General features: G+C 57.5%; 8 protein-coding genes and 1 pseudogene. 2 read left to right on the forward strand and 7 right to left on the reverse strand.

The window, feature by feature from the left end; translation table 11 throughout:
* The first annotated feature begins 165 nt into the window (after positions 1-165).
* Both J1D76_RS10875 and msrA read left to right on the forward strand, forming a co-directional pair.
* Positions 166-2,859: a putative bifunctional diguanylate cyclase/phosphodiesterase gene (locus J1D76_RS10875; protein WP_421138328.1), complete on the forward strand. Its 2,694-nt coding sequence runs from the start codon at positions 166-168 to the stop codon at positions 2,857-2,859.
* 63 nt (positions 2,860-2,922) lie between these two features.
* The gene (gene msrA / locus J1D76_RS10880; protein WP_421138329.1) at positions 2,923-3,570 is read left to right on the forward strand and encodes a peptide-methionine (S)-S-oxide reductase MsrA; all 648 of its coding nucleotides are present in this window, start codon (positions 2,923-2,925) and stop codon (positions 3,568-3,570) included.
* A 188-nt stretch (positions 3,571-3,758) separates the two neighbouring features.
* On the opposite strand, the gene J1D76_RS10885 is transcribed toward msrA, so the two are convergent.
* The 7 genes and pseudogenes from J1D76_RS10885 to J1D76_RS10915 all read right to left on the reverse strand — a co-directional run.
* The gene (locus tag J1D76_RS10885) at positions 3,759-4,598 is read right to left on the reverse strand and encodes a 23S rRNA (adenine(2030)-N(6))-methyltransferase RlmJ (protein ID WP_421138330.1); all 840 of its coding nucleotides are present in this window, start codon (positions 4,596-4,598) and stop codon (positions 3,759-3,761) included.
* 233 nt (positions 4,599-4,831) lie between these two features.
* On the reverse strand, positions 4,832-5,092 hold the full coding sequence (locus tag J1D76_RS10890) for a short-chain dehydrogenase (RefSeq protein WP_421138331.1): 261 nt from the start codon (positions 5,090-5,092) through the stop codon (positions 4,832-4,834).
* A 399-nt stretch (positions 5,093-5,491) separates the two neighbouring features.
* Positions 5,492-5,806 carry a contact-dependent growth inhibition system immunity protein gene (locus J1D76_RS10895; RefSeq protein WP_421138332.1) on the reverse strand — a complete coding sequence of 105 codons (315 nt, stop codon included), beginning with the start codon at positions 5,804-5,806 and terminating at the stop codon, positions 5,492-5,494.
* Entirely contained in the window at positions 5,803-6,072 is a 270-nt protein-coding gene (locus J1D76_RS10900) for an RNase A-like domain-containing protein (protein ID WP_421138339.1), read from the reverse strand. The genes J1D76_RS10895 and J1D76_RS10900 overlap by 4 nt, the downstream gene beginning before the upstream one ends.
* Positions 6,073-6,303: pseudogene (locus J1D76_RS10905) on the reverse strand (integrase core domain-containing protein); the annotation flags it as partial. It lies immediately after the preceding gene.
* Between the two features lie 150 nt (positions 6,304-6,453).
* Positions 6,454-6,870: a hypothetical protein gene (locus tag J1D76_RS10910; protein ID WP_421138333.1), complete on the reverse strand. Its 417-nt coding sequence runs from the start codon at positions 6,868-6,870 to the stop codon at positions 6,454-6,456.
* A partial coding sequence (locus J1D76_RS10915) for an RHS repeat domain-containing protein (protein ID WP_421138334.1) occupies positions 6,870-7,855 on the reverse strand: 986 nt, incomplete at its 5' end. The genes J1D76_RS10910 and J1D76_RS10915, both read right to left, overlap by 1 nt.

The raw sequence follows: 7,855 nt of genomic DNA on the forward strand, positions 1-7,855 counted from the left end.
TTGTAATCGACTGGAGAAATCTTGCCCGCTGCCGACATATTCTTATAGCACTTGGCCTTCATCTCTCTTGTCAGTCGGTGTCGCAATGATGCAACCTTGCCGCAGGCAACAGTAAAGAGGGCGAGAGCCCGGCGCGTTCAGCATATTCGAAGCGAGTTTCCCTCCATGAAAAGCCAACCCGATGCCGCCAGCCGTATGGTGGCCGAGGTAGTGACGCAGTTGCCTGTGCCCTCGCGGCTCGGCATGCTGCGTTTCGAACGGCTTAATGAACCCAGCTGGGCCCTGCTGTTTCTCGACCCCAATTGCGAACGCCAATTCGGCTTGCCGGCCGTTGAGCTTTGCGCGCTGGTGGGTTCGCCCTACGCCAGCCTGATGGAACCGGAAGCGCGCTATCAGTTGCATGACGCGGTCCAGCAACAGCTGAGCGTCAGCCCCCATTACCTGATTCGCTACACCTTGCACACCGCTTCAGGCTCGCTGAGTCTGCTGGAGCTGGGCGAAGCCTTCAAACAGCACAATCGACACCTGTTGCGCGGCTACCTGCTGGTGATCGATGGCCTGTTCGAAGATGATCCGCTGCAACCGGCGCTGGACCTCGAAACCCAAAACTCGCGCCTGCAGATCGCGCTGGAACTCAATCAGCGTGCCCAGCAAGAGCAACTGTTGCACCTGGACCGAGTTCGCGCCCAGCAGGACCTGATCCTGTTGCTCACCCGCCAGCGCTACAGCAGCAACAATTCCTTGCAGGAAGCCGCCGAGCTAATCACCCGCAGTGCCTGCGACATCTACGAAATCGACTGCGCCAGCCTGTGGCACCTCGAGGGCTCGATGCTGGTGCCGATCTCGGCCTATCACCGTACCAGCCAGGAATACCTGCTGCCACAGTCAATCGACGCCAGCGAATTTCCCGACTACCTCGACGCGCTGCACACCGGACGCGCCATCGACGCCCACAATGCCACTCGCGACCCGCGCACCCGGGAAATGGCCGAAAGCCTGCGCCCGCGCGACGTCAATGCGATGCTCGACGCCAGTATTCGCGTCGACGGCCAGGTAGTCGGCGTGCTGTGCCTGGAGCAAACCGGGGCGACCCGCGCCTGGCAGTCGGACGAAATCGCCTTCGCCGGCGAACTCGCCGACCAGTTTGCCCAGGTCATCAGCAACCACAACCGACGTGCCGCCACCAGCGCATTGCACCTGTTCCAACGCGCCGTCGAACAAAGTGCCAACGCCTTTTTGCTGGTCAATTGCGATGGCGTCGTCGAATACGTCAACCCAAGCTTCACCGCGATCACCCAATATTCCACCGAAGAAGTACATGGTCAGCGCCTGTCGGAACTGCCGGCCCTGGAAAACCTCAGCGAACTGCTGTTCGACGCGCCTTCGGCGCTGGCCAAGAGCAATAGCTGGCAGGGCGAATTCAAGAGCCGCCGCAAGAACCTCGAACCCTACTGGGGCCAGTTGTCGATCTCCAAAGTCTACGGCGACAACCGCGAACTGACCCACTACATCGGCATCTACGAAGACATCACCCAGACCAAGCTCGCCCAGCAACGCATCGAGCGCCTGGCCTACACTGACAACCTGACCAACCTCGGCAACCGCCCGGCGTTCATTCGCAACCTCGACGAGCGCTTTGCCCGGGACAGCGATGCGCCGATCAGCCTGTTGCTGGTGGACATCGACAACTTCAAGCGAATCAACGACAGCCTCGGCCACCAGACCGGCGACAAACTGCTGATCAGCCTGGCCCGACGCCTGCGCAACAGCCTGATTCCGAGCGGCAGCCTGGCGCGCTTCGCCAGTAACGAGTTCGCCGTGTTGCTGGACAACAGCGACCTCACGGTAGGTCAGCAAGTGGCCAATCAGTTGCTGGCGACCCTCGACAAGCCGATGTTCGTCGATAACCAATTGATCAGCGTCACCGGCTCCGTGGGCCTGGCCTGCGCGCCGCTGCACGGGCGCGACCCGCAAACGCTGATGCGCAACGCCGGCCTGGCGCTGCACAAAGCCAAGGCTAACGGTAAACACCAGGTGCAAGTGTTCACCGAAGCGCTGAACGCCGAGGCCAGCTACAAGCTGTTCGTCGAAAACAACCTGCGCCGCGCCCTGACCCAGAACGAACTGGACGTGTTCTACCAGCCAAAACTATGCCTGCGCAGCGGTCGCTTGCTGGGCATGGAGGCACTGTTGCGCTGGGATCATCCGGAAAAGGGCATGATCCGCCCGGACCAGTTCATCAGCGTTGCCGAGGAAACCGGGCTGATCATTCCGATCGGCAAATGGATCGCCCGCCAGGCCTGCCGCATGAGCAAAGCCCTGACTGCCGCCGGCATGGGCAACCTGCAAGTGGCGATCAACCTGTCCCCCAAACAATTCTCCGACCCGGACCTGGTGGCCTCCATCGCCACCATCCTCAAGGAAGAAGCATTGCCGGCGCACCTGCTGGAACTGGAACTGACCGAAGGCCTGCTGCTGGAAGCCACCGAAGACACACACTTGCAGCTCGACCAGCTCAAACGCCTGGGCCTGACCCTGGCCATGGATGACTTCGGCACCGGTTATTCGTCGCTCAGTTACCTGAAAAAATTCCCCATCGACATCATCAAGATCGATCGAAGCTTCATCCACGAAATCCCGGACAACCAGGACGACATGGAAATCACCTCGGCGGTCATCGCCATGGCCCACAACCTGAAACTCAAGGTCGTGGCCGAAGGCATCGAAACGGCCGATCAATTGACGTTCCTGCGCCGCCACCGTTGCGACGTCGGCCAGGGCTACCTGTTCGACCGGCCGATCCCGGGCAACGAGCTGATCGAAAAGCTCAAACGCTACCCGCGTGGCCCCATCGCCTGACAGCGACCCAACTCTCGGGCAAACTGTTTGTCTGTCTAATTATCCTGACTGAGAGGACTGATCATGGTTCTGCGCTCGGAAATTCTGGTGAACAAAAACGTGCTTCCTACTAAAGATCAAGCTCTGCCTGGCCGCGAAACCCCGATGAACCTGCCGGAAAGACATTTCGTCCACGACGCCCCGCTGCTGGGCCCGTTCGCCACCGATGTCGATTTTGCAATCTTCGGCCTCGGCTGCTTCTGGGGCGCGGAACGTCGCTTCTGGCAGCGTGAAGGCGTGGTCAGCACCGTGGTGGGCTACGCCGGCGGCTTCACGCCAAACCCTACGTATGAAGAAGTCTGCTCAGGCCTGACCGGCCACACCGAAGTGGTGCTCGTGGTCTACGAGCCGGCAAAAGTCAGTTACGACGAATTGCTGAAGATGTTCTGGGAACTGCACAACCCGACCCAGGGTATGCGCCAGGGCAACGACATCGGCACCCAGTATCGCTCGGTGATCTATGCGACCAACCCGACGCAACTGGCCGCCGCCGAACACAGCAAAGCAGTGTTCCAGGTCGAACTGACCAAGGCCGGCAAAGGCGACATCACCACCGAAATCGAAGAAGCCCCAACGGTCTACTTCGCCGAGGCGTATCACCAGCAGTACCTGGCCAAGAACCCGGAAGGCTACTGCGGGATCGGCGGCACAGGCGTGACCTGCCCGATCTGATCGACCGGATCGACTGTAGGAGCTGGCTTAGCAGCGAAGGCGGCGTATCAGTCGCCATGGATGCGGGCTTTGCCGGCCTCTTCGCCGGCAAGCCGGCTCCTACAGAGTTATGTGGCGCTTGACCACGATCCCTGTAGGAGCTGGCTTGCCAGCGAAGGCGTCAGCCCAGACGCCACCGAATCCACCGATCAACGCTCGGCAATCAACCAGTCCATCGTCCACCCACCCTGGGTTTGCCCCAGCGTCTGGGACAACCACGGCAGCAGCTCGCGCAATTCTTCCTCCAGCCCCCACGGCGGATTGGCAATCGCCAGCCCGGAACCGTTCAGGCTGTTCGGCGTATCCAGCGGATGCACCAGCAACTCCACCCGCAGCAACTTCGGCGCCCCGGTGCCGGCCAGGTCCTGGTAGAAACGGCGCAGTGCACGCTGATCCTTAACCGGGTACCAGATCGCCGCCACGGTTTGGCGCATCCGGCCAATCGCCTCTTTGAGCGACGCCGCACAACGCTGCATCTCGTCGAGCTGCTCGAACGGCGGGTCGATCAGCATCACCGCACGCTTCTCCTGCACCGGCAACATCGCCCGCGCCACATGCCAGCCCTCGCCCAGGTGCACCTTGACCCGACGATCACCGGCCATGTTGTCCTTGAGCAGCACGCCGTCTTCCGGGTGCTTTTCGTTGAGCATCACACGATCCTGCGCACGCGTCAGGCGCCGTGCCAATTCCGGTGAGCCCGGGTAATAGCGCAACTGGCCATCCGGGTTCATCTCGTGCAGCACTTGCATGTAGTCAGCGGTCAGGATCGGCAGATCCGGCTGATCCCACAAACGCGCGATGCCTTCCAGGTACTCGCCGGTGCGGTTGGCCTGGTCGCCTTGCAGGTCATACAGACCAATACCGGCGTGAGTGTCGAGATAGGCAAACGGCTGCTCCTTGCGCGACATCAGGGCGATGAGGCGGGTCAAGGTCAGGTGTTTGAACACATCGGCGTGATTGCCGGCATGGAAGGCGTGACGATAATTCATGGCTGCTCCTGCGAAGGCCGGGAAGTTTACCTTTTACCGGCCGGCAAGTCAGGGGCTGGCGGCTGAGTGGCCACAACCCAACCCCTGTGGCGAGGGGGCTTGCCCCCGTTCGACTGCGAAGCAGTCGCAAGATCAAACCCCGCGGTGCATCTGACAAAACTGAATTGCCAGTTTTTTGGGGCCGCTCTGCGCCCCAACGGGGGCAAGTCCCCTCGCCACAAAAGCCCTCTGCGCTACTGCGATGGTCGAGCCCGCCTCCGCCGCCCAATCACATCCAGCACATCACAGCCATCGCGCAATGGAATGGCGCAGAGCAAGGCAAAGTCACTGAGAATCATCGAATCGCACTCCACCGAGCCACGCATGGACGGGTTCTCAAGCACTTGGGTGACGGCACGAATCCGGTAACCGGCAGCGTCGGTCAAAATATCAAGCGGTGCATGGATGTCGACGAACAGGGTGGGCATGTCGGTGCAGTTGCTGGTCAATACCATGAAGCGGTTGTCGGGATGGGGAATGGGTTTTTCGTGGGTGGGTCGGGGTGACGTTTTTTCATTTTATTTTGGCCTTTGACTAGCAAGTTAAGCTGCCAACGGCCCTTCCTAGAGGCTTGGGTGGCAGCCGTACGCGGGAGTAGGAAACTGAGAGGCCATCTACTCAGCCACGTCGAAACGTGTCCCGCGCCAGCCGCCGCGAACGAACTTGCGAACACACATTAAGTGCCACAAAAACGACATTGCTGATGCGGGATTGACCTCCAAGGGTTCCTACACCCTGCCACTGCATTTGCAGCGACAGCCAAAGACTATCCATGGAGTTCAAACCGCACCCGTTCATGGAAGCCGCTACGTTTTGAAGGAAACTTCCGAAGACCTTGCACGGAAAGTTCGCTGCTAATGTGAATGCCGATCAAGTTGACGAGCCAGTTTTTCCGCTATATGACGCAACCAGGATTCACCTGACACCCACACGTTCCAATATGAGTAATAGCAACTCAACTCCGTCAACAAATACTCCCTTAGCGCTAGCTCATTTTTATTTTGATCAAGCAGTACGTCGAGCTCTCGCTGCACCGCCGCTAGATCCTCAAAGTCTGACTCGGCCAGGAAAGCGTCAATAACTTTTTCAGCCGTGTTGTGCTCGACCGTCCAATCTTGATGAAAGTACGCTCCAAAAAAATTATGTAATTCGGGGAAATCTCTGCTCATTTTTCGGGAAACCCTGTTAATAAAAAATAGCCCTCAGGTCGTCTGACATCCTTGATCAGTACCAACATTACCTTCGATGCTGGCGCGGCGTCAGTGCGACCGTTAAGTAGGCTAACACCTACCGGATAAGGAAATTGGTGGGTAATTGTCGTCTTCTCTTTTGTGCCACTAAGGAATCTTTCAATTTTTGGTTTATTCGCATTAAGGGTGGACTTGCCCCTACCAAACCGGACACCAACTCCCCGTAAAATTGATGCTGCTGCCAAACGCCTAAACTCTCTCGGCGACCGATATTTCAAGGCGCTGTGCGGATGCTGCTCGTTGTAATGCTCGAAGGCAATCGTCGGATTGCGCAGCGCCGTTTCTCGATCCGGTTTGGGCATATGCGCGACGTAATCACGCTTGATCGTCTTCACGAAGCTTTCTGCCATGCCGTTACTTTGCGGGCTGCGTACCGGTGTGGTCACCGGCTGCAAGCCGATCTGGCGAGCAAACCTGCCACAAATCACACCACTCACGAAATACGGATTTTTCCTCAGTTTCCCATTCATTAAATCGAGCACGATACGGAGGATTTTTAAAAGCCGCATAGCGAGCAAATTAATTCATCATTGGCTATATAACCTTCAACTACGTACGCATTCTTTTCACCAAGTTGACTTGTCTTCAAGGCTGGCTTTAAGAAGATCATCCCTCCATATCTCTTGAGCCAACGAGTAGACATCTCGAAGAAATCCACGAGGATCATCTAACTCATACCACTCGCCTCGAGGCCAACTCGTGGCTTCACTTTCATCAATGTCGAACAGAGCCTGAAAGTCATAATTTTCCTCACTCAGTTTTTCCGCCAAAACATCGACAAGCAGAAGCTTGTGTCGGTACGACAAGCACCCTAAATTCAAGCTATATTTTTTGATCAGCTCTGCCCTATCTGACTTATCGTTCGGATCATAAACTTCAAGCTCTTTACCGCGAGTCTCCTCGCGATCATAAACATTGAACGCCCCAATAAACCACATCAAGTCAGGCTCAAATTTTTCATCTGCAAATGGGTCACGCAACATTATTTTTTCTCCGCAGGAAAACCTGTATAGGGCCGTGTTACATCGTTCTTATCGAACTTTACTTCAAACCAATTCAGATCCTCATTCAACTTGGGGTCACTTGCATTATTCCTGTTTGGCCTATAACCACGACCTGCACCAGGAAGCTCCAGCCTCACAATCGGGTCATTGTTATGATCTTTCCCAGTATGAGGACTTAACCCCAGAGATTCTCTTGTCATCGCTTTATTCAGCGCATTTAAATGCATACGCCAGTTTTTGAACTGAGAGCTTAGATTACCTCTCCCCCCTCTCGGCGCAATACCTGTATGGGGATCTGCGCCGTTAATCGCTCTCTGCCTAAGCGCTTGATCAGATATTTCTGAGCTGTGCTTCGCAACAGTATGCATCTGGTACTTATCCTCAAATTCAATAACCCGTCGCTTAGCATTCGCTTCTGCCAACTCATCAACTCTCGCTCGCCGCTGCTCCGCCGACATCTTCGGCAGCGTCGGCTCCCCTTCATCAACTTTAGCCCCAGCCACCGGATTCGGTACCGAGCACCCCGGCCTGTTCGCCCCCGGACAATTCCCACTCAACCCCAACGGATCCACCCACCCGGTCGGATTGCGCGTGTACTGGTACGGGTTCAACCCACCCGCCAGCTTCACCGGGTCCGGTGTCAGGTAGCGCCCGAGGTCCGGGTGGTAATACCGATGCCGGTTGTAGTGCAGGCCGCTCTCGGCGTCGCAGTACTGCCCCTGAAAACGCAGCGGTTGTTCCAGGTGTTCGCCGCTGCCGTGGCTCACTTCGCGCAGTTTGCCGTAGGCGCTGTAGTGCGCTGACCAGACCCGTTGGCCGTCGTGGTGGGTGAGTTCTTGCGGGGTGCCGAGGTGGTCGAGTTGGTAGTAGAACGGGCGGGCGTTTTGGCGGCCCTTGCCGTCGAGCATGACCAAGGGTCGGAAAGTGCCGGGTTCGTAGAGGTAGCTGCGGTAGTGGTTGGGGC

The organism is Pseudomonas sp. NFX15 (genome assembly GCF_049132105.1).
GTDB lineage: Bacteria > Pseudomonadota > Gammaproteobacteria > Pseudomonadales > Pseudomonadaceae > Aquipseudomonas.

Bases quoted from the DNA above. Each gene is read 5' to 3' on its own strand.
- J1D76_RS10895 (WP_421138332.1), bottom strand. From the start codon at position 5,806: ATGAGCAGAGATTTCCCCGAATTACATAATTTTTTTGGAGCGTACTTT.
- J1D76_RS10910 (WP_421138333.1), bottom strand. From the start codon at position 6,870: ATGTTGCGTGACCCATTTGCAGATGAAAAATTTGAGCCTGACTTGATG.
- J1D76_RS10885 (WP_421138330.1), bottom strand. From the start codon at position 4,598: ATGAATTATCGTCACGCCTTCCATGCCGGCAATCACGCCGATGTGTTC.
- msrA (WP_421138329.1), top strand. From the start codon at position 2,923: ATGGTTCTGCGCTCGGAAATTCTGGTGAACAAAAACGTGCTTCCTACT.
- J1D76_RS10890 (WP_421138331.1), bottom strand. From the start codon at position 5,092: ATGGTATTGACCAGCAACTGCACCGACATGCCCACCCTGTTCGTCGAC.
- J1D76_RS10875 (WP_421138328.1), top strand. From the start codon at position 166: ATGAAAAGCCAACCCGATGCCGCCAGCCGTATGGTGGCCGAGGTAGTG.